This is a genomic window from Sphingomonas kyeonggiensis, from assembly GCF_014204495.1.
GTDB classification, from domain to species: Bacteria; Pseudomonadota; Alphaproteobacteria; order Sphingomonadales; family Sphingomonadaceae; genus Sphingomonas; species Sphingomonas kyeonggiensis_A.
In genome coordinates, this window is sequence record NZ_JACHLN010000001.1 from 400,133 (window position 1) to 425,172 (window position 25,040).

Genomic DNA, 25,040 nt, shown 5'->3' on the forward strand with positions numbered 1-25,040 from the left:
GTCCTCAGTACAGCAGGTAGCGCGCACGCCGCGCCTTGAAGCGGTTGAGATCGGCTTGCCAGCCGGCGGCGATCCTCTTCGGGTCGACACCCGCCTTGATCTGGTCGAGCACCGCGCGGTTGCGCAGCAGCCGGTCGACCTTCTCGATCTGGAAAGTGGCGCCATAGAGTTTCCACAAGGCCGCAACCGCCTCGACGCCCAGCGCCGGCGCGTCGATCCGGTCACGGTCGAGCAGCAGCACTTCGACGCCCTGCACGCGCTGCCCGGCAAAGGGATAGAGCTTGTCGTTCGCCGGCACATAGGTGACCGGCAGGAACCGCACGCCGGCAATCCCCCGCGCGTTCAGATAGGCGGCCAGCTCGGTACCCTTGATCCAGGGCGCGCCGAAGCGGAGGAACGGCGCCTCGCCCGGTCCCTTGATGTTGACGTTGGTGCCCTCGAGCAGCGCCGTCCCCGCATAGGCGGTGGCCTGCGTGATGCTGCGCAGGTTCGGCGAGGGATTGATCCACAGCAGCCCGGTCTGGTCGTACCAGTCGGCGCGCTTCCAGCCGGTCGTCCGCACCACGGTCAGCTTCGCACCGATCCGGTCCTCGGCGTTGAACATCGTTGCCAACTCGCCCATCGTCATGCCCGGGCGCATCGGCTCGCTATGGGCATTGGTGTAGTCCTCACGCCCCGGCGTCGAGACCGGCCCCTGCACTGCCAGCCCGCCCAGCGGGTTCGGCCGGTCGAGTATGATCACTTCCACGCCGTTCGCCGCGCAGGCCTGGAGGAAATATTTGGTGAGCGTCTGGAAGGTCCAGTAGCGCACGCCCGCATCCTGCAGGTCGATCACCACCGCGTCGAGCCCGGCAAGCTGCGCCGCGCTCGGCCGTTTCTCGGCATCGGTGCGGCCATAGAGGCTGGTGATCGCCAGCCCGCTTGCCGCATCGACCTTGTCGTCGATGTCCATGTCGTCGGTCAGCGCGTTGATGCCATGCTCGCCGCTGAACAGCTTGACCACGGCCATGCCGGGCACCGCAGCCTGCCCCTCGGTGCGAAGCACGTCGATCGTCCGGCGCCCCTCGCGATTGACGCTGATCGGATTGGCGAGGACCGCCAGCTTCAGCTTGCCGCCATGCCGCGCGGCCACCGCCCGCAGCTGGGCGAAGCCGTTCTGCTGCAGTACATCGATCCCGGTGCGCACCTGCGCCGCCGCCGGGGTCGCCACCAGCAATGCGAGCAGGAGGACAAGCAGCCGCCTCACTTTGCCGCATCCAGCGCGGTCAGCACGGCGGTATGGATCGCCGGCCGCGCCTTGAAGATCTCGGCATTGTTGCGGGTCGGGTTCACCCGGTTGGTAAGCAGGATGATGAACGCGTCGCGGTCCGGATCGATATAGATCGATGTCCCGGTAAAGCCGGTATGGATGATCGCGCGAGGCGAGCCCAGCGGCCCTGTGAATCCCTTCTCCGAAGGCATGTCCCAGCCCAACGCCCGGCTGCTCCCGGCGGGCAGGCCCTGGGGCTGCATGAACAGCTTCACCGTCTCGGGCTTGAGCAATCGCCGCCCATGCCAGCGGCCGCGATTCAGATAGAGCTGCGCGATCTTCGCGAGGTCGGCAGCCGTCGAGAACAAACCGGCATGGCCGGCAACGCCGCCCATCATATAGGCATTCTCGTCATGCACCTGCCCGCGCATCATCCGGTGGCGGTAGATGTCGTCCTGCTCGGTCGGCACGATCCGGGACATCAGCTTCGGCGACGGGTTGAACCCCGTGTCCTTCATGCCGAGCGGCCCGAACAATTCCTTCTTCAGGAACCCATCCAGCGGCTGGCCGGAGATACGCTCGACGATCTCGCCGACCAGGATCAGGTTGAAGTCCTGATAGACATAGACGGTCCCCGGCGGGCTGCCGACCGGCATGGTATGAATCTGGCGGAGGATACCGGCACGGTCGCCGGCATGCGTCCAGAGTGGCCCGCCCGGCGCCTTGAACCCCGAACTGTGGCTGAGCAGATGCCGCACGGTGATCGCCTCGTGCCCCGGCGTACCGGCGAATTCGGGGAGGTAGCGCTGCACCGGCGCATCGAGGTCGAGCTGCCCGCGATCGTAGAGCAGCGCGGCCGCGCTGGTCGTCGCCACCACCTTGGTGAGCGAGGCCAGGTCGAAGATCGCATTGCGGGGCATCACCGGCGCGCCCGCTTCGCTGTCGATATGGCCGAACGCCTTCACCGCCAGCAGCTTGCCATGCTGCCCGACCGCGAGCACCGCGCCGGGGAACGCCTTGCCGACCCAGGCATCGACTTCGGCAAAGGCAGGGGCCAGTTGCACATGGCGCGCGGCGGCATGGGAAGCGGGCGGCGGCGCGGGATTGGCCGCACCGGGCAGGAGCAGCGCGCCGGCGACCAGCAGCGGCCAGTATCGTCCCGTCGCGGCCATCTTCTTCTCCCCAGCGTCCCGCATTTCGCGGCAGCATGGGGTGGGCGCGGCCACGGGGTCAAGGAACCGCGCCTTGCCCGCCTATAACCAGCGGGCAAGGCGCCAGTGCATCACTGCGCGGCTTCGTCCGCGTCGATCACGCCATTCTTGTTGGCATCGGCCCGGTCGAACTTGGCGAGGTCCTCGGCCGCCAGCTCGTCGGCGCTGACACTGCCGTCGCCATTGGTGTCGAGCCGCTTGAAGCGGCGATCGACCTTGGCCTGGTCCATCGTCTCGCCGCGCTTCTCGGCTGCCTTGGTCATGAACGCCAGCAGCTCGGCCGGGCTCGCCTTGCCGTCGCCATTGGTGTCGAGGTTCTTGAACTTCTTGGCCGATGCCGCCTGGGCATCGGCGCGGGTCTGGCCGGCCTTCTGCGCCAGCGCCTGGCCCGAGATCAGCAGCGCGCCCATGGCAATCGCGATCTTCAACGTCTTCATGTCCAACTCTCCTTGGTTTTTCTTCTCGATCAGAACCGGAACCCGGCGCTCGCACGTGCGGTCACGCCCGATCCGCCGCTACCGGTCTCCCCGCGCACGCCCATGCCCAGGACGAAGCGGCCGACATTGGTGGAAGCATCGATCCGCCCGGTCACCACCGTGCGGCCGAACCGCGCCCCGCTCGCTTCGAAACCATTGCCGGTATCGACGAACTTGAACAGCCGCCGCGCTTCCGGATCGCCCAGATAGGAGCGCCCGCCCAGGTCGCCGCTCAGCGTCACACCGTTGATCGTCGCAGTGCCGCGCACGCCGTAATTGGCCAGCGTCGTGGTGCTGCGCGCCTTGCCCGCGACCAGCGCCGCGGCACCGCCCCATTCCTGCACCCGGTCGAAGCTCGCCGAACTCACGCTGGCGCCGACATAGGGCCCGACGCGCGCGTTCTTGCCCATCGGCGCCATCCAGGCGAGCTCGCCGAAGCTGGTATAGCTATGGCCGTCGCCGTCCGAGGTCAGGTGATTGGTGAGGCCGCCGAATGCGATCCGCCGATCGGTGGACAGGGTATGCGCCGAATAGCCCGCGCCGCCGGCGATCCGCAGCCCGCCCCAGCTGTAACCGAAATAGGCAAAGGCCGAATTGCTCACCAGCTTGCCGTCGCTCGCCCGCGCATCGAGGCTGAGATCGTTCTTCGCATAGCGATAGGAGAAGCCGTAGCGCAGCGTATCGCCGGTCACTTCGATGCCACCCGAGATCACCTGGCGATCGGACTCGATGCCCGCCAGGCCATCGCGTGCACCTGCCTTGAGCTGGCCGAGGTCGCCCGCGATCCACGCGGTCCTCTTCTGCCCGCGTGGCCCGTCGATCCGCCCGATCAGCTCGCGCGCGGTGTCATGTCCGTCGCGCCCGGCAACCGTCATGCCGGCCGCGAACACTTCGCCCGAAAGCTGGTCGAACGCATTCCGCGCGTCACCGGCGTTGAGCCCGATCACCGCGTCGAACACCTCGCCCGAGCTCCGCGCGCCGACCGCAGCGGCAACCGCGACCTGGTTCGGCGTCTGCGCCACCGCGCCCAGGCTCACATCGTTGCGCAGCAGCCGCAGCTGTACGCTCGCGGCGCTGTAGACCAGCGACGGCGTCAGGAAGGCGAGATCGGTGACGACGCTGCCGAACGTACCGGTCACGCTCGATCCGGACAGGATCGTGTAGGTGGTGAGCGGCAGGAAATTGGTCGCCCCGCCAGTCAGCACCGAGACCGAGCCGCCATTGATCGTCACCGTGCCGGTGGCGATGATCTGGTCCGAGATGCCGGTCGGCGACACTTCGACCTGATAGGTCGAACCCGCCGCGAAGGTCAGGCTGCCCGCCACGTTGAGCGTGCCGATCGAATTGCCCGGCGCCACCGTGCCGGTGACGCTCAGCGATCCCGTCCTGCCCGATCCGCCCAGCCGCCCGTTCGCGCCGATCGTCAGCGTGCCCGCCAACGAGCCGTTCACCACCAGCAGGCCCTCGTTGATCGTGGTCGAGCCGGTGTACGTGTTGGCGCCGTTCAGCGTCAGCGTGCCGGCGCCCGACTTGACCAGCCGGCCGGTTCCCGAGAGCACGCCTGAATAGCTCGAGCCGTTCACGCTGTTCACGGTCAGCACCGCGCTGCCGAGCGCGATGTTGCCGTCACCGGCCAGCCCGCCCACGGTCGTCGCGAAGTTGGCCAGGTTGACCGCGCCCGGCGCCGTCACGGTAAGCACGCCGCTGCCGAATGCGTTGGCGATGCCCGCAGCCAGCGTGCCGCCGGTCACAGTCGTGCCGCCGGAGTAAGTGTTGGCGGCGCCAAGCGTCAGCGTGCCGGTCCCGGTCTTCACCAGGCTGCCGGTGCCGCTGATCACGCCGGTGAAGCTGCTGTTCGCGCTCCCCCCGGCGCTCAGCGATCCGCTGCCGAGCAGCACGCGTCCCGCGCCGCTCAGCGTGCCCGCGACCAGGCTGCCGCCATTGACGTCGAGCGTCGCCCCGCTCGCCACGCTCAACGCACCGCCGCCGGTGATCGAGCCGCCATCCAGCCGCAGCGTTCCCGCCGAGACATTGGTGGCGCCGGTATAGCTGTTCGCTCCGGCCAGCGTGAACACGCCGCTGCCCGCCTTGGTCAGCCCGCCGCTGCCGCTGATCGTGCCGGCATAGCGCGTGTCGGTATTGCCGCCGCCGGTGGTCAAGCTCCCGCCCGAAAGCGTGACGCTACCCGCGCCGGCGAGGCCGGCAATGGTCTGCGAGGCAGCAAGATCAAGCGTTGCACCCGCCGCGATGGTCACATTGGTGCCCGTCGGCAACGCCCCGCCCACGCCGGCACGAAGGATGCCGCCGGCAACGGTGGTGGCCCCCGCATAGCTGTTGGCCCCGCTCAGGATCAGCGTGCCCGTGTCGAGCTTGTTGATCCCGCCGCTGCCGCCGATCCCAGCGCTGATCGTCGCCACCACGCCCGGATCGACACGGATATTGGTCTGGGCATCGGCCAGGCTCAGCGAACCGGTGCCCGCCGCGATCACATAGCCATCGGTCATGAACTGCATGCCGGTGACGCTGATCGCGCCATCCACCGTGACCGTACCCGCAGCGCCCTGGAACACAGCGAAGCGCCCGCCCCAGCTGTCGTTCGCGGCCCCGTTCGCGTTGGTCCAGTTGGTCCGAGCGCTGGACCAACTGCCCGAACCGCCGCCGATCGCGCCATTCGCGCTGGTGCCCGCACCGTCCCAGAACTGAATCTCGGGGACGATATTGTCATAGACCAGGTTGACCTGGTTTCCGATCGAGGTCTGCAGGTTGATGTGCGGGACGTTGGAACCCGCCGGCAACGCACCGATCGCCAGCCCATTGTCGGTCAGCGCACCCGTATAGTCGATCAGGCGATAGACGCCGACGCCGAAGCCGCCGAGATCGGTCACGTTGAGCGTGCCATCGAGCGTCAGGTCGCCATTGACCTGGATCCGGTCGCTTACGCCCGCAACGTTCGGCGCGCCGAGCCCCATGTCGAGCGCCGAGCCCGCGGAGAGGACCAGCCCGCCGGTGGTCAGCGTCCCTGCGCCCGCGCCACCGGCCGCGAGATGCGCGCCGTCGGCGATCGTCACTATGCCGCCCGCACTGCCCGATCCGCTCAGCGTCGCGCCGCTCGCGACATTCACCGCGCCCGCGACGCTGCCATCGAGCTGCAGCGTGCCCGCATCCACCTGGGTCGCGCCGAGATAGGCATTGGCGCCGCCCAGAGTCAGCGTGCCGGTGCCCGTCTTGGTCAGCCCGCCGGCACCGCTCGCGATGCCGCTGAAGCTGTCATTGGCGTTGAGCCCGCCGGTAATGAGGTTCGCGCCGAGCAGCACGCTGCCCGCGCCGTTGAGCCCGCCGACACTCTGGTCCGCGCGGATATCCAGCGTCCCGGCCGCGGCGACATTGACGTTGCTGGTCACCGGCAGGGCACTGCCGTTCAGCGCGACCAGCGTGCCGCCGAGCACATTGGTCGCGCCGGCATAACCGTTGGCCCCCGACAGGATCAGCGTGCCGGCATCATTCTTCACCAGCCCGCCGCTGCCGCCGATGCCCGCGCTGATCGTCGCGGTCACGCCCGGATCGACGCGGATGTTGGTCAGCGGGCTGTCGGCGCTCAGCGTGCCGGTACCGTCGGCGATCTCATAGCCGTCGGTCATGAACTGCGCGCCGGTGAACAGGATGGCGTCGTCCACCGTCACCGTGCCGGCGGTGCCGCCGAACACGCCGAATGCGCCGGACCAGGCGCTGTTGTTGGTCGCCGCCGCATCGGTCCAGTTGGGGAAGCTGTTGGTCCAGCTGCCGCTGCCGCCCTGTGCGATGCCGTCGCCCGAATTGTCGGTGCCATCCCAGAACTGGATCGTGGTCGCCGCCGGCGTGCCGTAGATCAGGTTCACCTGGGTCGCGACCGAGGTCTGGATCGTCATCAGGCTGCCATTGGCGCCCGCCGGTACCCCGCCGATCACCAGGCCATTGTCGGTCAGCGCGCCGCTATAGTCGATCAGGCGATAGACGCCCTCGCCGAACCCGCCGACATCGTTGATGTTGAGCGTGCCGTCGAGCACCAGGTCGCCATTCACCTGGATCCGGTCGCCGGTCCCCGGCGCAGCCAGATCATAGGCGAGCAGCGAGCCCGCGGAGAGGACCAGCCCGTCGACATTGAGCTTGCCCACGCCATTGCTGCCCGGCGCGAGCGTGCCGTTGTCGACGCTCAGCACGCCATAGATCCGCGCCGCACCCGTCAGCGTCGCCCCGCTGGTGACGCTGGTCGCGCCGCTCCACCGGGTGAGCGCCACGGTGCCGCCGGTCACGCTGAGCTGGCCGCTGGCGGTGTTCGCGCCCGACAGGGTCAGCGTGCCGCTGCCGACCTTGGTCAGCCCGCCCAGGCCGCTGATCACGCCGGAGAACTCGGTGTCGCCGCCGCCCGCTCCGGTGGTCAGTATCGCGCCGCCGGAACTGCCGCTGCTGGTCCGGATCGAGCCGTTGCCCGAGATGTTGGCGACCGTCTGGTTGCGCGCGACCGGGGTGCTGACATTGACGGTCTGGCCATCGACGATCGTCGGCGTGGTCGTCGTGTCGGTCATGTCGATGACGCCGAGATTGGTGACGATCAGCGCCGAATTGGCCGAGAAGCTGTTGTCGGTCATGCCCGAGCGCAACCGCCCGTTGCTGACCACCGTGTCGCCGGAATAGCTGTTCTGCCCGAACAGGGTGAGCTGGCCGGTGTTGACGATCTGCACGCCGCCGCTGCCGCTGATCGTGCCGGTGTTGGTCACCGTGCTGGTGCGGTTCTGGATCAGCGTGCCGTCGTTGACGATCGTCCCGGCGATCGAACCGCCCGAGCTGCCGCTGTCGTCATAGCGCAACGTCGCGCCGGCCGAGATCGTCGCGCCGTTCCGCAGCGTCTGGCTGTTGGTGATGCCCCAGGTACCGCCCTGCACGTTGAGCGTGTCGACGCCGCTGGTGTTCACCAGCAACTGCGATCCGGTGCCGGTCAGGTTGAGGATGTCGGTGGAATTGGCGTTGGTGGTGATCGAGATGTTGCCGTTGATCACCGCGCCGGTCTCGATGGTCAGCGTGTTGACAGTGCCGGCGACGGGCGAGCCGCCGATCGCCACCGCATTACCGCTGGCATTGCTGCCCGTGCCCGCCGAGGTGACGCTGCCGGCCGCCAGGGTGACGCTGTTCAGCGTGCTCGTCGCGCTCAGATTGATCCGGATCGCTTCGCGCGTGAGGGTCGAGGTGGTCAGCCCCCCCTCGCCGCCGCTCATCGTGCCGCGGTTGATGATGGTGCTGTTGCCGGCACCGATCACGCCATAGACGCCGCTGATAACGCCTCCGGCTTCGTTGGTGAGCACCAGGGTGCCGTTCGCGCGCACGCCTTCGCCCTGCGTCGCGCTATAGACCGGCTGGCCGTTGGTGTCGGTTCCCGTCTGTACCACCGCGCCGGTGCCGGTGATCGTGCCCGCGTTGACGATCGTCGCGCTCGCGGAGGTGAGCACGCCCTGATTGCCGCTGATCGATCCGCCGGCGAGGTTGGTGAGGTTGAGCACCGCGCCCGGGATCGTCACTTCCACCCCCTGCGACGCCTGGCCGATCCCGGCCGTGTTGGTCGCGCCGGTGCTGACGATCGTGCCCGAATTGTTGATCGTGATCACGCCGCTGTCGGCGGCAGTGGCGGTGATCTGGATCGCGTCGTTCGCGCCGCGGATCAGGCCGCTATTGTTGATCGTGATCGTCCGCTCCCAGACGGGCGCCGGCGTGTTGCCGCTGGCCGCGCCGCCGGTGCCGCTGATCGCGCGGCCATTGGTCGTGCTGGTCGGCGTGCCTTCGATCGTGCCGTTGTTGGTGATGACGATGCCGGTGCCGGTGCTGGCACCGTTGATCGTCACCGCGCGGTTGCCCGCCACCTGGATCGTCCCGCCTGCCGCCACGGTCAGCGTGTCGTCGGCGTCCAGATTGGTGTTGCTGGTCTTGGTCGTGCCCGCGGCGATCGTCGTGTTCTGGGCATGCGCCACCGTGGGCAGCGCCACGAAGCAGGCGGAAAGCAGCAGGCGGGTGCGCAGGCTGCGCGCGCGGATCGTTCTAGTCATGAGTCATCCCCCCATCGCGGCACCTGCCGCATGGCCAAGTCCAGCTCCGGGCTGGCGTTCACGATTTCTGGCTGGGGCTATGCGCGACGACCGCCGCGACCCTGTGGCCCCTCGTTGCGTGCGCTTATCTTCGCATCCGCATCCGGCATCTCTCCCTGGCAGCGTCCGGCTTGCCCGTGCATGCGGGTGCCGCTTTTGTCCTCAGGGATAAGGCCAGACCTTCAATCCGGAGTCAATAGAATGGTTAGTCCAGATTTGGCATATTGGTTCGTATACCAGTAAACAGACCAATGCGACCGGCTTGCATGCGAAAACGCGCGCCACGGCAGGAACCGGGCGCGCGCTGGAGTCGCGGTATCGAAAGGAGTCCGGTCGCTCAGCTCAGCTGGGCGCTGATCAGGAAGCGGTTGCGGCTGGCCTCGGCCTTGCGGCGCAATTCCATGATCTCGCGCTCTTCCGATGCCTTGAGCATCGCCTCGAGCAGCCGGCTGAAATGCTTGCGCATCGCGCTGCGCGCCGCGACCGAATCGCGGTTCTTCAGCGCCTCGAGCACCGCGGCATGCTCGTCATGCCGGCTGTCCTCGTCCTTGCTGCACACCGAGGCGTGGAGCGCGCAGATCTCCGGGATCTCGGTGCGCATCCGCCACAGGGTGGTGATCACGAACATGATCGCCTGGTTGCCCGAAGCGCCGGCAATGGCGAGGTGGAAGGCGCGGTCCGCCTCGGTGGCGGCGGCGCTGCCCTCCTCGGCTTCGTCCATCGCGGCCACCAGCGATTCAAGCACCTGGAGCTGCTCGTCGCTGATCACCGGCGCGGCGAGCGCTGCCGCCTCGGACTCGAACAGCGAGCGCGCCTCGGTCAGCTCGAACGCGCTCACCACCGGCAGCTGGCCGACGCTCGGCTCGTTGCGATCGCAGACATAGACGCCCGAACCGGTCTTGATCCGCACCAGCCCCTGGGCCTGGAGCGCGATCTCCGCCTCGCGGATCGTCACCCGGCTCACCCCCAGCCGCTCCGCCATCTCGCGCTCGCCGGGCAGCCGCGAGCCGGGAGGGAAAGTGCCCTCCGCGATCATCGCCGCGATGCGTTCGGCGATATCCTGGAAGAGACGGCGTTCGGCCATTGGGTCCTCGGGTAGCTTGGTCTGACGATCAGCAATGCCCCAGGCTGCGGGATTTTGGAATAGGCAATTGGTCCGCAGCCTGCTTCCGGTCCGCCTTAACGGAGACGAACGCGGAAGCTCAGGAAATATTGCGGGCCGTAATATTCCACGTTCCGGGTGCTGCCGACGACCGGCATATACTCGACGCGCGGCTCGTTGAAGATGTTCAGCGCCTGGAAGCGGATGTCCGCCTGCTTGTTGATCTTGTAGCTCATGTTCACGTCGAAGGTGTTGTTACCCTCGACATAGCGCAGCTGGGTGTTGTCGCTGGTGAACGACTGATAATAGCGCGAGCGATAGCGATAGATGCCCTGCAGCGAGATCGGCCCGATCTCGTAGAAGGCCTGGGCCGAGAAGACATGCTTCGAATAGCCGCTCAGGCCTGCCGCCGGGATCAGTCCGGGGATCACGTCGCCGGTCGCGCTGTCGATGATGTCGCCGTAGCGGATGTCCTGCGTCTTGTAGTTCGACCAGGCGTAATTGTAGCTCAGCTTGACGCCCAGCCCGTCGAGCGGATGCGGCAGCCAGCTGAACCGGTTCGACGCGGTGAACTCGACACCGTACAGGTCGGACTTGTCCTTGCTGTTGGTCGTCTGGGTGACCGGCACCGCATAATCCTGGCCGCCGATCGTGAAATTCTCGTCGGTCGTGATCGGGATCTTCCCGCCGGTGAAGCGCTTGTAATAGGCGGTCGCGGCGAACAGCGTGTCCTTGTTGGCATAGTATTCATACGCGAGGTCGGCGTTCCACGACATCACCGGCTTCAGCCGCGGGCTGCCGGTGGCGATGATCGAGTTGATCGCATCGGTCACCGACGTGAAGCCGTTGCCCACTTCCAGCGTGATGTTGCGGCCGGCGCCCAGCGCGCTCGGCGCGGGACGCGACATCGCCCGGTAGATGCCGGTGCGGATGCGCGACTTGGGGCTCAGGTCGAAGATCGCGTTGACGCTCGGCAGCCAGCGCATCGAACCGGAAGTGACCCGGGTCGGCGTGAAGGTGCCGTTGGCGCGCAGCGAGATGCTGCCGTCATTGTTGTTGATCACGTCGAGGCCCGAGCGCAGGCCCTCCGCCGTCACCTGGGTATGCACGCCGCGCACGCCGAAATTGCCGCGCACCGCCAGCCCGCCGATATGGCCCGAATAGGTCGCCATCGCATAGCCGGCCCAGGTCTCCTCGGTGACGTCCGAATTGTCGACCGAGCGCAGGTCGCCAGTGTTGCCGGGGTCTTCCTTGCCCAGATAGTTGCGGAACTGGCAGAGCGCGTCGAAGGTCGCATAGCTGCCGATGCTCGGGCTCGGCGCGTCGCCCAGGAAATTGCGCTCGGGGAAAGGCGTGCGGCAGGCCAGGTTGACCGCGCGGTCCACCGCCAGGTCCGCCTGCTGGATGATCAGGTCGTTGCTGTAGCCGAAGAAGCCCCGCTTGGCCCAGCGCCCGCCGATGTCGATCCGCTCGATGAAGCCGTCGAGCTTGTAGCTCGCATCCAGCCGCGCCGAATGGATCTCGTCGTCGCGCCCATCCTGCGAGCGGGTCAGCTGCGTATCGTCGCTGAACGCGGTGTAGTCGGCCGGGTTGAAGCGCGCATCATAGGTGAAGACCGGCAGGAAGCTCTGCGTGAAGTCGACATGATAGGGGATGCGCTGGTTGTTGATCGCGGTGCGCACGCCGTAGATGTCGAGCGGATCGGTGCGCAGCCGCACCGTGCGCGTGATGTCGAGCCGCTTGGTGTGCGAATAGCCATAGTCGGCGCTCACCGTCAGCCGATCGGTCGGCTTCCATTCGATATTGCCGCCAAAGCCCAGATATTTCTCGTCGCGCTGGAACAGGCCCGACAACACCTGCAGCGTCGCCGACCCGTCGGCCGACAGCATCTGGTGGTTGTCGCCGATCACGACGTTGCGCAGGTTGTAGCGGCCTTCCGCCGTGCCGAAGTCGTTGCGCGCCTCGCTGTACTGGCGCCGCGAATATTGCAGGTCGAGATTGACGTCGATCGTCGGGCTCGGCTGCCACTGGACCGCACCGAACACCGCGTTGCGCAGGTCCGAGGTGGTCATCTGGCGATAGAGATACGAGTTGGACGCGTGGTAATAGGGCGTGCCTGAATTGCCCTGCTGGCGGGTCACTTCGGTGCAGTTGGTGGTCGAGACCACCGCCGCGTTGCAGGTGAACCAGGTCGAGCTGGTATAGAAGCGCTCGACCGGATCGCTCACGTCGTTGCGCTGGTAACCGATCGAGATACCGATCTTGCCCAGGTCGCCCGCGTTGAACTGGTCGATATAGCTGATCGTCGCGCGGTAGCCGTAGGGGCTCTTGCCGCTGATCCGGTCCTGATAGGGATTGTAGTTGCCCTTGATCTCGGCCTGGATGTTGCGGCGCTTATAGTCGAGCGGCTTGCGCGTCTCGAGCTCGATCAGGCCGGCCACGCCGCCTTCGATCAGGTCGGCCTGCTGCGTCTTGTAGATCTTGATCGCGTTGAACAGCTCGGAGGGGAACTGGCCGAAATTCACCGCGCGGTCGCCCGAGCCGTTGGTCGCCTCGCGCTTGTTGAGCGTGGTCATGCTCAGGCCCGAGCCCAGGCCGCGGATCGAGACTTCGGTGGGGCCGTAATTGGCGCGGTCGATCGAGGCGCCGGTGATCGTCGCGATCACTTCGCCGACCGACTGGCCGGGCAGCTCGCCGATCTCCTTGGAGGAGACCGAGTCGACGATCGCATCGGAATCGCGCTTGGACTGGATCGAGCTCTGGATCGTCTCGCGGATCGCGGTGACGATGATCTGGTCTTCCTGCTGCGTTTCCTGCGCCACTTCCGGCGCGGCCGCTTCGGCCGGAGCCTTGCCGGCGGGTGCCGGCTGCGTGTCCTGCGCCCAGGCAGGCGCCGCCGTCAGCGCCGCGGCGATCGACACGCCGGTCAGCAGGGCCGAGCGAGCGCGCATGCGCGCACGGATGGTGCCCAAAGCCATTCGAATCCTCCCCAATCTTCTTTTTATACCAATTCTAGGTACCACAGGTCCGAAGACTGTCAATGATATCTTGATACCAATTATCCAATCCGCTTAGTGCAATGCAGCAAAGCCATAGGGGAGGATTGGATGACAACCGGACTAACCAGCAGCGGACCAGTGCGCCTCATCGGCTTTGGCGAAGTGCTGACGCGGCTCGCGACCCAACGTCGGGTACAGCTGCCCCAGGCGCAGAGCCTGGACCTGCATATCGGCGGGGCGGAGGCCAATGTCGCCGCCGCGCTCGCGGCGCTCGGGCACCGCACCGCGATGGTCTCGGCGATCCCGCGGGGTGGGCTTGGCGACGGCGCCTGGCGCGCACTCGCCGCCGCTGGCGTGGACCTCACCCGGAGCTTCCGCGCGCCAGGCCGCCAGGGCCTGTATTTCCTCAGCCCGGGCGGGTCGCTGCGCGCCTCGGAGATCCTCTACGACCGCGCCGGCAGCGCCTTTGCCGCGCACGACTGGTCCGCGTTCGACTGGTCCGCGGCATTCGAAGGCGCCGAATGGCTGCACGTCTCGGGCATCACCCCGGCGCTCGGCCCCGATCTAGCCGCCGCCACCGGCGCGGCGATGGCTTCTGCCCGCGCCGCCGGGTTGCGCGTGTCGTTCGACGGCAATTACCGCGCGAACCTGTGGGAGAGCTGGGACAGCGATCCGCGCGCGATCCTCACCGGTCTGGTCCGTCAGGCCGACCTATTCTTCGCCAATCACCGCGACATGGCGCTGCTGCTCGACCATCCCTTCTCGGGTGATGGCGAAGCGCGACGGCGCGAGGCCGCGCTGGCCGGGTTCGAAGCGTTCCCCAACCTGAAGTGGATCGCCTCCACTGCCCGCCATGTCGAGACCAGCGACTGCCATCGCCTCGCCGCGCGCATCGACACGCCAGAGGCCGGCTTCCAGACCGCCGAAGTCGCGATGCCCGGCATCATCGACCGGATCGGCGGCGGCGACGCCTTTGCCGCCGGCGTGCTGCACGGCCTGCTCGAAGGTGCCTCGATCCCGCGCGTCGCCGAACTCGGCCTGGCCCTGGCCTGCCTCAAGCACAGCGTGCCCGGCGACATGGCGCTGTTCCCGCGCGCGGATGTGGAAAGCTTCTCCGGCGAAGGCGCCGACGTGAAGCGCTGAGGGCCGCCCCCAAATCCAATCCGTTCCCCGGCGAAAGCCGGGGCCCAGAGTCACAAGCGACACGGCAGATAAACCCTGGGCCCCGGCTTTCGCCGGGGAACGACGGGCCCCTTGCAATGTAGGATTCCCCCTGCTTGACTCCCCCGGCCGGGCCACCACCCGGCCGCTCTTTCAATCCGCAGGAAAAATAGGATCACGCGCCCGCAACAATGTTGCGAGATGGGGAGCGTTACCGGGAACTATGTCAATTTCGGCCCGGCAAAAACCCGCTCTTGGCCTGTACTTCGTGTACTTTCGCGAGTCGCCGCCGCAGCGGTGTTGGAACGCTAGAACCAGCCCCAGATCGGGTTCGCCGGATCGGCCAGCAGCTTCACCGTCAGCGCCGCCGAGAGCAGCACCAGCAACGGCCGCACGCCCTTGCCCCCGAACCGGATCGCCAGCCGCGCGCCGATCTGGTTGCCCGCCATGTTCGCCAGCGCCATCGCGATGCCCAGCCCCCAGAGCAGCTTGCCGCCGGCGATCATCGCCAGCAACCCGGCCAGGTTGGTCGAAAGGTTGAGGAACTTGGTGTTGCCGATCGCCCGCACCAGCCCGAGACCGGCAAGCGCGACCAGCGCGGTGGTCAGGAACGAGCCCGTGCCCGGCCCGAAAAAGCCGTCATAGAAGCCGATGCCGGTCACGATCAGCGTCAGCCCCTTTGTCCCCACCCGGGCATGCCGGTCCGCCTCGCTCATCTTCGGCGCGAGCAGGAAATACAGGCCCATCAGGATCAGCAGCACGGGCACGAAGGCGGCAAGGAAGTGCGAGTCGATCAGCTGCAGCGTCACCGCCCCTGCCGCGGCGCCGACAAAGGCACCCGCCGCGGGCAGCGCGAAGCGCCGGAAGTCGACATGCCCGGCCCGGGCATAGGTGAACAGCGCGGAGCCGGTGCCGCAGGCGCTCGCCAGCTTGTTGGTGGCGATCGCCGAGACCGGCGGCACGCCCATCGCCATCAGCGCGGGCAAGGTGATCAGCCCGCCGCCGCCCGCCATCGCATCGACGGTCCCGGCGAGCAGCGCCATGGTGACGAGGAAGGCGAGGATGTCGGGGGTAAGGTGCATGCGGCCCCGTTAAGGCGATGCAGCGGAATAAAAAAGGAGGCGCGACCCGAGGGAGTCGATGCCGCGCCTCCAGGGACGGAGCTCAGGGGAGCAGCTGGCTGCTCAATTCGGGCACGGCGATCGCAAGATCGTACGCAACGATCTTGGCGAAGGCCTTGGCGCCGGCTTCGCCGACATGGGTGTAGTCGAACTTCTCGACGATCCGGCCGCGCGGGCCGGTCCTGGGCAGGGTCGACGCCGGCGGCGATTCCGGGGCCGGGCGCGGGCGCAGCGTGGTGCCGGCCTTGCCCGCCGCGACTTCCTCGGGAAGCGGCTCGGCCATCGCCAGCTTCATCGATTCGACCGCACCGAGCTGCTCGACCGCCCTGGCGCTGTCGCGGTTCAGCTCGATCACCGGCGCTTTCATCTCGACGCCGATCTTGCGCACCGCATCGGCCCAGGCGGCGAGCGTGTTGTTGAGCTTGCCGCCCCGGAATTCGCGGCGCGACAGCGGGGTTACCAGCACCGGCACGGCGCCGGCGGCGCGGACGTCGGTCACCATCTGGCGCAGGTTCGACTGGAAATCGGTGTTGAGGTCGGTCCAGCGCTCGGCCTTGGTCGACTGGTCGTTATGGCCGAACTGGATCAGGACGTATTTCTTGGCATAGCCGGGCGCCGCGGCCTCGCCGAGCGCGATCTTCCACGAGCCCTCGGCCTGGTAGCTGCGGGTCGAGCGCCCGCCCCGGCCCATGTTGAGGCAGGCGATGTTCGACTTCACATGATAGGCGCAGAAGGCCGATGCCCAGCCGCTGCCCGGCGCCATGGTCGAATCGCCGACCAGGATGATCTTGTAGGCGGAGATCGGCGGCGCATCGGTCCGCTTCTCGCGCTTCTCGAGCGGAGGCTGGGCCTCCGAAGTCTGGGCGAAGGCCGCCCCCGGAACCGCCAGCAACGCTGCCAGCGTGATCGCCATTTTCAGCATGTGTAATCCCTCCCAGTTGCGGCCTTCTGTCCCTCGGTCAGGAGAAGGCGAGGCCGCCGTTGATGTCCATGTTGACGCCCGTAAGGAACGACGAGTCGTTCGAGGCGAGGAAGACCACCGCCGACGCCACTTCGTCCGGATGGCCCTCGCGGCGCAGCGGCGTGTTGCCGGCCACCGCCTTGCGGCCCTCAGGCTTGGAGAAGGTATCGTGGAAGCTGGTGCCGATCAGGCCCGGGCACAGCGCGTTGACCCGGATGCCCTGCGGCCCCAGTTCCTTGGCGAGGCCGCGGGTGAAGGTCATCAGCGCGCCCTTGGCGGTGGCGTAGATCGACGCGCCCGGCCCGCCGCCGTCGCGGCCGGCGAGCGACGACAGGTTCACGATCGCGCTGCCCTCGCCCAGATGCGGCAGCACCGCCTTGGTGACGAGGAAGGCGGACTTGAGGTTGAGCTCCATGACATGGTCGAAGAACGCCTCGTCCATGTCCGCCAGCGTCTTGCGGGCGACCATGCCGCCGGCGACGTTGACCAGCACGTCGACGCGCTCGCCGAACGCGGCGGTGGTCTCCTCGACCAGCTTGGCCACTTCGGCCGGCTTGGTCACATCGGCCTGGACCAGGATCGCGGTGCCCCCCGCGGCCTCGATCTCGGCGACGGTCGCCTTGGCAGCCTCGGCGTCGCTGCGATAGTTGACCGCGACCTTGGCGCCCTGCGCTGCGAGCTGCAGCGAGACCGACTTGCCGATGTCACGCCCGCCGCCGGTTACGATGGCGACCTTGTCCTTCAATTTCATGCTGGATTCCGTTCTGGGGAGGTAGTGCCCGCGGCGCGCGGAAGCCCGCGGCCGAGGAGCAGGATGGAGAGGAGCGCGAGCGGGACGATCGCCGCGGCCAGCGCGAAGATCGGCGCATAGCCCTGGGTGGTCATCACCGGCACGAGCCAGGTGGTGATGAGGGTGCCGGCCACCGCAGCGGTGCCGCTGATGCCGGCGAGCGAGCCCACCGCGCCGCCGGCGAAATAGTCGCCGGGCATGGTCTGGATGTTGTTGATCGCCACCTGGAAGCCGAACAGGATCACCGCGATCAGCAGCACGGCGCTGAGCGGGGTCGATGCCTGGGCCGTGAGCAGCAGCGCGGGCAGCATGATCACGCAACCGATGGCGATGGCGAGCTTGCGCGCCGCCAGCGCGTTCCAGCCCCGGGCGATCAGCACGCCGGAGAACCAGCCGCCGCCCAGGCTGCCGAGCATCGCGCCGACGAACGGCACCCAGCCGAACATGCCGATCTGCTTCACGTCGAAGCCGAAGGTCTCGGCCAGGTAGATCGGCAGCCAGGAGACGAACAACCACCAGACCGGATCGAGGAAGAAGCGGCTGAGCAGGATCGCCCAGCTCTGGCGGTAGCGCAGCAGCTCGAGCATGCCGGGCGCGTGCGCCTCCGCCGCGGGCGCATCGGCAGTGGCGGGGCGCGCATTGATATGGGCGCGCTCCTCGTCACTCAGCCAGGGATGGCGATCGGGATCGGCGCGGTAGACGAACAGCCACGGGATCAGCCAGACAAAGCCGAGCACGCCGACCAGCACGAAGGTCGCCCGCCAGCCGAACGAACCATAAAGCGCCGCCACGGCAGGTGCGGCGATGATCGCACCGATCGCGGCACCGGCGTTGAAGATGCCCTGGGCAAAGGCGCGCTCCTGCGGCGGGAACCACAATGCATTGGCCTTGACCGCGCCCGGCCAGTTGCCGGCCTCCGACACGCCGAGCGTGACGCGCAGGCAGAGCAGGGCAGCGAGCGAGCGCACCAGCGCATGCGCGCCAATCGACAGCGACCACACCGCGATCGCGATGACGAAGCCGATGCGCGTGCCGATCCGGTCGAGCAGCTTGCCGAACAGCGACTGGCCGAACGCATAGGCGACCATGAACATGGTCACGAGCAGCGCGTAATCCGCCTTGTCCGCGCCGATGTCCTTCGACACCGCCGGCCACATCACCGCCAGTGCGTTGCGGTCGATATAGTTGATGACGGTGACCAGCCCGATCAGGCCGATCACGAGCCAGCGAAGCCCTTTGACCCCGGTCATCGGCTCAGTTTCCCTTCGCCGCATCGAAGCGCGCGAAATGGTCCTTCCAGTCGAGCTTCCTGCCGTCGACCGTCGCCGAATGCGCGGCATTGGCATCGGCCGAGAAAGCGATGGCGAGCGTGATGCTGCGGCCATCGGCAAGCTTGATCGTCACCACGTCCGCGTCGTTCGTGCGGACATGAGCGAAGCCCTTCACCCGGCTGTTGCTCGCCGTGGTCTTCTCCTCACCCGCGTCATAATTGCCATGCGGCTCGAGCAAGTTGACGAACTGGGCGTTGGTCGCCCCGGTCACGCGCTCGATCAGCAGCGGCTCGCGGCGCAGGTTGAAGCGCGGATCGTTCGCCCCGCTCTCGCCCAGGATCACGCTGGCGCCAGCCGGCGCGATCATCCGGTAGGTGTAGAAGCGGTTGTCGTTAATCCAGGTGATCGCGCCATTGTCCGCTGTAGGCGTGCCGGTCGCATCGACCCAGATGTGCTGATAGCCCGCAGCCTTGCCGAGCACCGGCCGCTCGGCGGTGTTCGACTGGAGCGGGAAGCCGATCGCGGTGATCTGCCCGGCATAATGCAGCGGCAGGTCATAGGTGGCGGGCTTGTCGCCGGTCACGTCGAGCAGGTCGACGATCATCGGGCTCTCGATGCCGTCGACCGGCAGCTGGATCAGCGTGCGACGATAGCGAACGCCCGGATAGGCGCCGACCATCTCGGCGGTGCTGACCGTCGCCTGCGGGGTGCTCGCCCAGAAGAGCTGCTTGGGCGCGAGCTTGTCACCCACCTTCCACTTGCCGCCGAAATTGCTGGTCTCGTTCACCACCAGCGTGTTGTGGGCGACGGTCTGCTTCGCCCAGCTCTCGTTTTCCTTGAGGTAGCGCCCGCCGTCCTTGCTCTCGACATTGAGGAAGCGCGCCGCGCCGTAATCGGTCACGATGGCATGGCCGTTGTCGTAGAGGATCCAGTTCAGCTTGTCGAAATGGCCATGGCCCATGCCCATCGCCGCGTTCTTGGCGACGAGCACCTGGTCCGTGTCGCTCGGCCCCGAGCGCATGATGGCGAGCCCGCCCATGTCGCCCTTGGGCCCGTCGCTCAGGAACTGCGATGCGAAGGGGAAAGGCTTGGCCTTGCCCGCCGCGAGATCGCGCGCGACCATCAGCCCGTCGGGCGTCAGCACGGTGCGGCCCTGCCACTGCGCGATCGACAGCAGCGCCGGATCCTTGGTCACTTCATAGCCGATCGCCACCGACTGATAGAGCTCGTCGGTCTTCAGGCTCTTGTCCGGCATCGCGTCGTTGAACGGGAAGAAGAAGCCGTCGTACGTCGTCTGGATCGAGGTCCGGATCGCCTTCAAGAGCACCCCGCCGCGATGCTCGAAGATCTTCTGCTCGGGCTGGTTCGCTTCGATGAAGCGCGCGAACAGCACGAAGGGCAGCATCGCGTAGCGCTGGTAATAAGGCCCTTCGACATAATAGCCGTCGGGCGAGAAGAGCTGGTCGATCTGCGCCAGGAAGCCGAACTTGCCGTCGCGGTGCAGGCCCTTCAGCGCGACCTCGACAAAGTCCTTGTCGCGCAGCGTATAGCCGATCATGCCCACCGCGGCGCAGGCCCAGGTCGCGTGGTTGTGGATTTGATCGAACTCTTCCGCCTGCCCCGCCGACAGGAAGGTCGCCATCGGGCGGAAGACCTTGTCGTCGATCGTCGCGCGATCTGCAGCGCTCAGGCTGTCGCGGATCGCGTCATAGCCCTGCACCGCATAGACCGCCCAGACGGCGTCGTTGAGGCTCTGCCAGAACAGCCGGCCCGGCCGCTGGTCGCTCGCCGCCGGATGGTTGCCGAGCGTCGGATAGAGCTTGGCGTACTCCAGCAATTCGGCCTTGGCGAAATCGGCATAGCGCTGCTCGCCGGTGATGCGGAACAACAGCCCGGCGCCATAGATCGCCGTATAGTTCCGCTTGTGCTGCTCATGCGTGTACCCGCCACCCGGATCCTTGGGCTGGGGCACGATCACGCCCGCCTTGATCGCCTTGTCGACTTCGCGGCGGACCCGCTTCAGCTCGGCGTTGAACAGCGGGTAGGCCGTGGCGTCCTTGGCCGTAGCCGCCATCTCCGACGCGCGGAACAGCGTGGGCTGGGTACCAGGCGCGGTCTGCGCCAGAGCAGGCGTGACGAACAGGGCGGAACCGGCGAGGAGAAAAGCGAAACGAGTCATCAATTGCTTCCCGGAAGCGGCGAGGCCGCAGGCTTGGCGTACCAGGAGACACCCGTCTCCTCGCGCGTGATGGGCTTGAGCGTGCGATCGACACCGAGCTTGGCCAGCGCTGGATCGCTCGGATAGAGCAGGCCGTTGGCGGCGCGCTTGAGCGTCACCTGGCGGCGGTCGATCTGGATCGGCAAGGCAGCGGGTCCCGGCACGGACAGGACATTGCCGGTGAATGTGATCCCGGCGATGTCCGCCTTGGCGATAAAGGGATCGCCGCGCTTCTGGTTGACGAAGAGATTGCCAACGAAGCGCGTCGAGACCGGCGGCAGCGACAGCTCCGCGTCGGCACCATTGCCCAGGGTCACCGTCGCCGCATCGATCAGGCTGTTCCGCTCGATCAGTGCATCCTGGACCTGCTCGTAACGGTTGATCGGCGAGTTGGGCACGCCGTTCATCAGCGAGAGCGCGCTGTACGATCCGTCGCCGGCCAGGCCCTCGAGATAGTTGTTCCGCACCACCTGGCGGCGGTTGATCACGCGGATGCCACCGGTGTGCTTCACGCCATTGCCGAAGAAGACATTGTCCTCGATCCGGTTGCCATGGCCGTGGCGCATCACGAAGGCACCCTGGCTCTCGACCACGACATTGCGGCGCAGGATGTTCGCACCCGACTTGATCGAGACGATCTCGACCTCGCCGTTGCAGCGCTCGAAGAAATTGTCCTCGACCACCGTGAACGAGTCGCTCTGCGATTCCTGGCTGGTGCCGATGCGGATCGTCTCGCCACCATTCTCGCCAAGCGGTGGGCGGGGGCCGAAGTAATTATGGTCGATGCGGTGGCGGTTCTCGCTCGGCCCATAGGCGGCACGCACAACCACGAGCATCGCCCCACCATGCACCTTGCCAGTGAAGTGCGAATGATCGACCCGGTTGTTGCGCCCGTAAAGCGAGACCCAGTGATCGGTCTTGGCTTGGGTGGGCGCGCCATAACCGTCGACAACGATCCCGGTAAGCCGCGAATTCTCCGCCCAGCGCTTCGTATTGAAGCGGAAACCGATCAGGTCCTCGCCGGTGCCGTGGCCGTCCCTGAACACCAGGTTCGACACGACCAGCCAGTTGCCCGCCATGCGCAGGCTCGAGGCACCGGTCAGGATAACCTTGCCCGGCGTCTCCGCGGTAAGCGTGATCGGCTTGGCCTCGCTGCCCTGGCCCGAGAAGCGGACCGAGAAGTCGCGCCATTCGCCATTGGCGAGGATGATCCGATCGCCCGGCGCCAGCGCCTTGGCAGCTGCTGCATATTCCTGCTGATTGTGGACCAGGGTGTCGCGTGCAGCCGCCGGACTGGCAGCCACCGCAAGCATCCCCATCGACAGCGCCCAGAGTCGCAACGAGTCCTCCCCACCGGCTCTTTTGGCCGATACGGATACCTACCAGTCGCGCGAATTACGTGCAAGCCAATTTGAATACCAATTTACTGGACCAGAATTGGTGGAGTGGTTCTATACCAGATCAGCCGCGTGCGCTGCCTCCGAACAGCGGCGCCAGCGTCACCGCCACCGCGCCGACCAGGATCGCCGACACCATCGGGTCGAGTTCATCGGCCAGCCAGAAATAGCCGGCAACGCCCGCCACGCCGGCCAGTCCAACCGCCGCCAGCAGCGACGCCGCGCGCACCAATGCGCCCGCACGGCGCGGCCAGCCGTCGATGACGCGCCGCACGCGATCGAGCATCACGGCACTCAGCCCCGCGGCTTCCGCCCGTGCGATCTCACCCGAGTCGAGCGCCGCGCCGTCGAGGCGATAGAGAATGGCGAAGCGCCGCAGCGCCTCCAGCCGGGCATTGGCGAGGCCGGACACCCGGCGCGAACCGAACAGCATGGCACCGATCCGCTCGATCCGGCGCGGCGCACGCAGCGAGGCGCGACCATCGGCCTGGGAGAGCTGGAGCGTGCGCAGCTCGAGCGAAGTGAGCGCGGCTTCGGCCGAGACGGTTCCGGCGAGCCCTTCGAGCAGCACCGCCCTGGTATCGAGATACGCCATGATGTCCTCCTGTTTGCAGCCGGGCATCTAGGCGCGTCGAACGCCGTTGATTAGCCGTGCGCGTGGCATCGCAAGGTTTCCGCAACTGCACCGATCCGCAGCGATGACGTTGCGGTTGCCTCGCTTCCGCATCTCGCCCGGTCTGAACCACCTGCTATCCGGAAGTATGACGAAACAGGGCTTGATACCTTATATCATCACGGCTACCGCAACGCAGCACGTTCCATGGTTCGGGAAGATTCGTTGATGTTGTTGCGTCCGCTGTTGCTCGCCTCCGCCGCCCTGCTCGCGCTGCCCGCGCACGCCGAAGAGACTCCGGCCAACGGCAACACCGCCCCGGCGACCAGCAACACCGAATCCAAGGCGCCGGCCGCCAGCGACCAGGACCACGACCAGCCCGGCGCGCAGATTGTCGTCACTGGCACCCGCGCCCGCAACACCGCGGACGTGCTCGGCGGCACCGCAGTGCTCGCCAAGGAAGAGCTGACCCGCGACCTGCGCCCGACGATCGGCGACACGCTGGCCAACCAGCCCGGCGTCTCGGCTACGTCCTTCGGTCCCAATGCCTCGCGCCCGGTGCTGCGCGGTTTCATTGGGGCCCGCGCGCCGCTGCTCACCGACGGTATCGGCAGCATCGACGTTTCGAACACCTCGGCGGATCACGCGCCGATCATCAACCCGCTCACCGCCGACCGCATCGAAGTGCTGCGCGGCCCGACCGCGCTGATCTTCGGCCCCTCGGCGATCGGCGGCGTGGTCAACGTCATCGACAGCCGCATCCCGCGCCATATGCCCGAGGAAGTGGTCCATTTCGACGGGATCGCCAGCTATGGCAGCGCCGCCAATGAGCGTTCGGTCTCGGGCGCGGCGGACGTGCCGGTGGCCAGCAAGATCGTCCTCCATGCCGATGGCAGCTTCTCGCAGACCGGCGACCAGCGCACTGGCGGCTATGTCCTCAGCCGCGAGCTGCGCGCCCAGGCGGCCGCCAGCGCCGATCCCGAAATCCAGGAACTGGCCGACCTCAAGGGCAAGGTGCCCAACACCGCCGGCAAGACCTGGGACGTCGCCGGCGGCGCCGCGATCATCGACGGCAACAACAATGTCGGCTTCTCGGTCAGCCATTTCGACACCTTTTACGGCGTGCCGGTCCGCTATTCGCTCGATCCGGCGATCGAGGCGGAGAATGTCCGCCTCCACGCTCAGCAGACCCGCGTCGACATCCGTGGCGAGGTCGATACCGGCGGCGGCATCTTCAAGCAGATCCGCACCCGCTGGGCCGCAGCCGACTACAAGCACTCGGAGATCGAGGAAGACGGCGCCGTCGGCACCACCTTCTACAACCAGGGCTATGAAGGCCGGCTCGAGCTGGTCCAGACCGCGCGCGGCGGCTGGGACGGCCTGATCGGCGGCCAGTTCTCGCTGCGCGACATGCATGTCGTCGGCGACGAGAAGTTCCTGCCCAAGAACTCGGCGCAGCAGTTCGGCCTGTTCACCCTCCAGTCGCTCGATCTCGGCGCGTTCAAGGCCGAGGCCGCGGCGCGCTTCGAGCACAACAATGTCAGCGCCCAGGCGGATGCCGACATCGGCAACCCGGCGTACAACCGCAATTTCAACAGCTTCTCCGCCTCGCTCGGCGCCAGCTATGCGGTGGCCGACGGCATGCGTTTCGGCGTCAACGTCTCGCGCGCCGAGCGTGCGCCGACCCCGGAAGAGCTGTTCGCCAATGGCCCGCACGCCGGCACCCAGGCGTTCGAGATCGGCAACCCGAATTTCGGCACCGAGAAGAGCTGGGGCGTGGAAGCCACGTTCAAGGGTTCGGGCGATGGCTTCGCCTTCTCGACCGCGGCCTATTACAACTGGTTCAAGGGCTATATCTACGACACGCCGACCGGCGCGACCGAGGATGACCTGCCCGTCTTCCAGTACAACCAGGCCGACGCCCGCTATTACGGCTTCGAGGCCGAGGGCTCGCTCCGCCTCGCGACGGTGAAGGACTTCACGATCAACGCCACCGCGCTGGCCGATTACGTTCATGCCGAGATCGTCGGCACCGGCCCCGCCCCGCGCATCCCGCCGCTGCGCATCAATGGCGGGCTAGAAGCGACCTCGGACGCCTTCACCATCCGCGGCGAAGTCGAGCATGTCTTCGACCAGACCCGCATCTCGGCCTTCGAGACGCCGACCAACGGCTTCACCTTCGTCAACGCCTCGGTCTCGTGGAAGCCCTGGGGCGCCGGCTCGAACACCAGCCTGCAGCTCTCGGCGAACAACATCTTCGACGTCGAGGCCCGCCGCGCCGCCAGCGTGCTCAAGGACTATGCCCCGCTTCCCGGCCGCGACATCCGCGTGACCGCGCGCATCCAGATCTGACCTTGCACC

Annotated in this window: 15 protein-coding genes; 2 read left to right on the top strand and 13 right to left on the bottom strand. The window is 67.1% G+C overall.

The window, feature by feature from the left end; genetic code table 11:
• Positions 1 to 4 precede the first annotated feature (4 nt).
• The 6 genes from HNP52_RS02060 to HNP52_RS02085 all read right to left on the bottom strand — a co-directional run bounded on the left by HNP52_RS02060 (position 5) and on the right by HNP52_RS02085 (position 13,126).
• Positions 5 to 1,246: an exo-beta-N-acetylmuramidase NamZ domain-containing protein gene (locus HNP52_RS02060; protein ID WP_184161782.1), complete on the bottom strand. Its 1,242-nt coding sequence runs from the start codon at positions 1,244 to 1,246 to the stop codon at positions 5 to 7.
• A complete protein-coding gene (locus tag HNP52_RS02065) occupies positions 1,243 to 2,445 on the bottom strand; it encodes a serine hydrolase (protein ID WP_260395863.1) in 1,203 nt (400 codons plus the stop codon). Before HNP52_RS02065 ends, HNP52_RS02060 begins: the two co-directional genes overlap by 4 nt.
• Before the next feature lie 86 nt (positions 2,446 to 2,531).
• The gene (locus HNP52_RS02070) at positions 2,532 to 2,897 is read right to left on the bottom strand and encodes an EF-hand domain-containing protein (protein ID WP_184161785.1); all 366 of its coding nucleotides are present in this window, start codon (positions 2,895 to 2,897) and stop codon (positions 2,532 to 2,534) included.
• Between the two features lie 29 nt (positions 2,898 to 2,926).
• Complete coding sequence (locus HNP52_RS02075) at positions 2,927 to 9,007, bottom strand: autotransporter-associated beta strand repeat-containing protein (RefSeq protein WP_184161787.1); 6,081 nt, start codon at positions 9,005 to 9,007, stop codon at positions 2,927 to 2,929.
• Positions 9,008 to 9,383: 376 nt separating this feature from the next.
• Entirely contained in the window at positions 9,384 to 10,130 is a 747-nt protein-coding gene (locus HNP52_RS02080) for a FadR/GntR family transcriptional regulator (RefSeq protein WP_184161790.1), read from the bottom strand.
• Positions 10,131 to 10,225: 95 nt separating this feature from the next.
• Positions 10,226 to 13,126, bottom strand: coding sequence for a TonB-dependent receptor (locus HNP52_RS02085; protein ID WP_184161793.1), 2,901 nt, complete (start codon positions 13,124 to 13,126; stop codon positions 10,226 to 10,228).
• 129 nt (positions 13,127 to 13,255) lie between these two features.
• Between HNP52_RS02085 and HNP52_RS02090 the strand changes: the two genes are divergently transcribed.
• Positions 13,256 to 14,290 carry a sugar kinase gene (locus tag HNP52_RS02090; RefSeq protein WP_184161797.1) on the top strand — a complete coding sequence of 345 codons (1,035 nt, stop codon included), beginning with the start codon at positions 13,256 to 13,258 and terminating at the stop codon, positions 14,288 to 14,290.
• Between the two features lie 326 nt (positions 14,291 to 14,616).
• Here HNP52_RS02090 and HNP52_RS02095 read toward each other — a convergent pair whose 3' ends face one another.
• From HNP52_RS02095 to HNP52_RS02125, 7 genes are all read right to left on the bottom strand, one after another.
• Complete coding sequence (locus HNP52_RS02095; protein WP_184161799.1) at positions 14,617 to 15,390, bottom strand: TSUP family transporter; 774 nt, start codon at positions 15,388 to 15,390, stop codon at positions 14,617 to 14,619.
• Positions 15,391 to 15,472: 82 nt separating this feature from the next.
• Positions 15,473 to 16,351: a rhamnogalacturonan acetylesterase gene (locus HNP52_RS02100; protein ID WP_184161802.1), complete on the bottom strand. Its 879-nt coding sequence runs from the start codon at positions 16,349 to 16,351 to the stop codon at positions 15,473 to 15,475.
• Between the two features lie 37 nt (positions 16,352 to 16,388).
• On the bottom strand, positions 16,389 to 17,141 hold the full coding sequence (locus HNP52_RS02105; protein WP_184161805.1) for an SDR family NAD(P)-dependent oxidoreductase: 753 nt from the start codon (positions 17,139 to 17,141) through the stop codon (positions 16,389 to 16,391).
• Complete coding sequence (locus tag HNP52_RS02110; RefSeq protein ID WP_184161808.1) at positions 17,138 to 18,430, bottom strand: MFS transporter; 1,293 nt, start codon at positions 18,428 to 18,430, stop codon at positions 17,138 to 17,140. Before HNP52_RS02110 ends, HNP52_RS02105 begins: the two co-directional genes overlap by 4 nt.
• A gap of 4 nt (positions 18,431 to 18,434) precedes the next feature.
• Complete coding sequence (locus HNP52_RS02115) at positions 18,435 to 20,630, bottom strand: alginate lyase family protein (RefSeq protein WP_184161811.1); 2,196 nt, start codon at positions 20,628 to 20,630, stop codon at positions 18,435 to 18,437.
• Complete coding sequence (locus tag HNP52_RS02120) at positions 20,630 to 22,009, bottom strand: polysaccharide lyase 6 family protein (protein ID WP_184161814.1); 1,380 nt, start codon at positions 22,007 to 22,009, stop codon at positions 20,630 to 20,632. Before HNP52_RS02120 ends, HNP52_RS02115 begins: the two co-directional genes overlap by 1 nt.
• 121 nt (positions 22,010 to 22,130) lie before the next feature.
• Positions 22,131 to 22,661 carry a hypothetical protein gene (locus HNP52_RS02125; RefSeq protein WP_184161817.1) on the bottom strand — a complete coding sequence of 177 codons (531 nt, stop codon included), beginning with the start codon at positions 22,659 to 22,661 and terminating at the stop codon, positions 22,131 to 22,133.
• A gap of 246 nt (positions 22,662 to 22,907) precedes the next feature.
• Between HNP52_RS02125 and HNP52_RS02130 the strand changes: the two genes are divergently transcribed.
• Positions 22,908 to 25,031, top strand: a complete 2,124-nt coding sequence (locus tag HNP52_RS02130) for a TonB-dependent receptor (protein ID WP_184161819.1) — start codon at positions 22,908 to 22,910, stop codon at positions 25,029 to 25,031.
• Positions 25,032 to 25,040: the final 9 nt, after the last annotated feature.

Excerpts from the sequence above, each read along its gene's own strand:
- HNP52_RS02105 (WP_184161805.1), bottom strand. The coding sequence starts at position 17,141 with ATGAAATTGAAGGACAAGGTCGCCATCGTAACCGGCGGCGGGCGTGAC.
- HNP52_RS02125 (WP_184161817.1), bottom strand. The coding sequence starts at position 22,661 with ATGGCGTATCTCGATACCAGGGCGGTGCTGCTCGAAGGGCTCGCCGGA.
- HNP52_RS02080 (WP_184161790.1), bottom strand. The coding sequence starts at position 10,130 with ATGGCCGAACGCCGTCTCTTCCAGGATATCGCCGAACGCATCGCGGCG.
- HNP52_RS02115 (WP_184161811.1), bottom strand. The coding sequence starts at position 20,630 with ATGACTCGTTTCGCTTTTCTCCTCGCCGGTTCCGCCCTGTTCGTCACG.
- HNP52_RS02090 (WP_184161797.1), top strand. The coding sequence starts at position 13,256 with ATGACAACCGGACTAACCAGCAGCGGACCAGTGCGCCTCATCGGCTTT.
- HNP52_RS02130 (WP_184161819.1), top strand. The coding sequence starts at position 22,908 with ATGTTGTTGCGTCCGCTGTTGCTCGCCTCCGCCGCCCTGCTCGCGCTG.
- HNP52_RS02095 (WP_184161799.1), bottom strand. The coding sequence starts at position 15,390 with ATGCACCTTACCCCCGACATCCTCGCCTTCCTCGTCACCATGGCGCTG.
- HNP52_RS02070 (WP_184161785.1), bottom strand. The coding sequence starts at position 2,897 with ATGAAGACGTTGAAGATCGCGATTGCCATGGGCGCGCTGCTGATCTCG.
- HNP52_RS02075 (WP_184161787.1), bottom strand. The coding sequence starts at position 9,007 with ATGACTAGAACGATCCGCGCGCGCAGCCTGCGCACCCGCCTGCTGCTT.
- HNP52_RS02100 (WP_184161802.1), bottom strand. The coding sequence starts at position 16,351 with ATGCTGAAAATGGCGATCACGCTGGCAGCGTTGCTGGCGGTTCCGGGG.
- HNP52_RS02085 (WP_184161793.1), bottom strand. The coding sequence starts at position 13,126 with ATGGCTTTGGGCACCATCCGTGCGCGCATGCGCGCTCGCTCGGCCCTG.
- HNP52_RS02110 (WP_184161808.1), bottom strand. The coding sequence starts at position 18,430 with ATGACCGGGGTCAAAGGGCTTCGCTGGCTCGTGATCGGCCTGATCGGG.
- HNP52_RS02065 (WP_260395863.1), bottom strand. The coding sequence starts at position 2,445 with ATGCGGGACGCTGGGGAGAAGAAGATGGCCGCGACGGGACGATACTGG.